The organism is Roseomonas rosulenta (genome assembly GCF_016106005.1).
Taxonomy (GTDB): domain Bacteria; phylum Pseudomonadota; class Alphaproteobacteria; order Acetobacterales; family Acetobacteraceae; genus Neoroseomonas; species Neoroseomonas rosulenta.
This window is the reverse complement of sequence record NZ_JACADR010000627.1, coordinates 1-694: the sequence shown is the minus strand read 5'-3', so window position 1 is coordinate 694 and position 694 is coordinate 1. Positions and strand designations below refer to the sequence as shown.

The 694-nt window shown below is 60.1% G+C and carries 1 protein-coding gene; it reads left to right on the top strand.

What is annotated here, in order from left to right; all coding sequences use genetic code 11:
* Positions 1 to 141: 141 nt before the first annotated feature.
* Positions 142 to 609 carry a Stf0 family sulfotransferase gene (locus HW578_RS28555; RefSeq protein ID WP_198373822.1) on the top strand — a complete coding sequence of 156 codons (468 nt, stop codon included), beginning with the start codon at positions 142 to 144 and terminating at the stop codon, positions 607 to 609.
* The last annotated feature ends 85 nt before the right edge of the window (positions 610 to 694 follow it).

Below are 694 nucleotides of genomic sequence, written 5' to 3'. Positions count from 1 at the left end.
AGAAGCGCCTCCGCCAAGCTCGCCTGTCCGATCCGACGCTGACCCATCTCCGCCTCACAACTGCCATCACCAGGCTCAGCGAATCAGCCCATCTGTCGCTCAGCAAGGCGTTTCGCAGGGATCTCCAATGGGGTCTGCGGCATGAAGCTGTTGTTTGAGGATTTCGAGTTCCTGGGCGGCTACCTCACAGTACGCGACTTCCTGTCTGAGGCGGTTGTCATTCGGCTTGTCCGACGCAACAAGCTTTCTCAAGCGATTTCTTACTACATGGCACAGCAGACTGGGCAGTGGGTTTCCACTGATCCTGCCCGCATTCCTGCCGAGGAAGTTTGTTTTGATTTCGATGCCATCCGCAATCACTTGAAAAGACTTTGTCACCAGGACGCAATGTGGGATGCCCAACTTGATTGTCTCGGCATAGTGGCAGAGCACTGGAGATCCCTGCGAAACGCCTTGCTGAGCGACAGATGGGCTGATTCGCTGAGCCTGGTGATGGCAGTTGTGAGGCGGAGATGGGTCAGCGTCGGATCGGACAGGCGAGCTTGGCGGAGGCGCTTCTGCCGGTATGGGCGGGTTCCAATCGTCGTCTGGACTGCATTGTCGGCCTGATCGACTGGGCGCCGATGGAGCGCCTGCTGGCGCCGCTGCGCGCACCCACCGGCCGGCCCGGCTACCCGCCGCTGGCGCTGTTCCG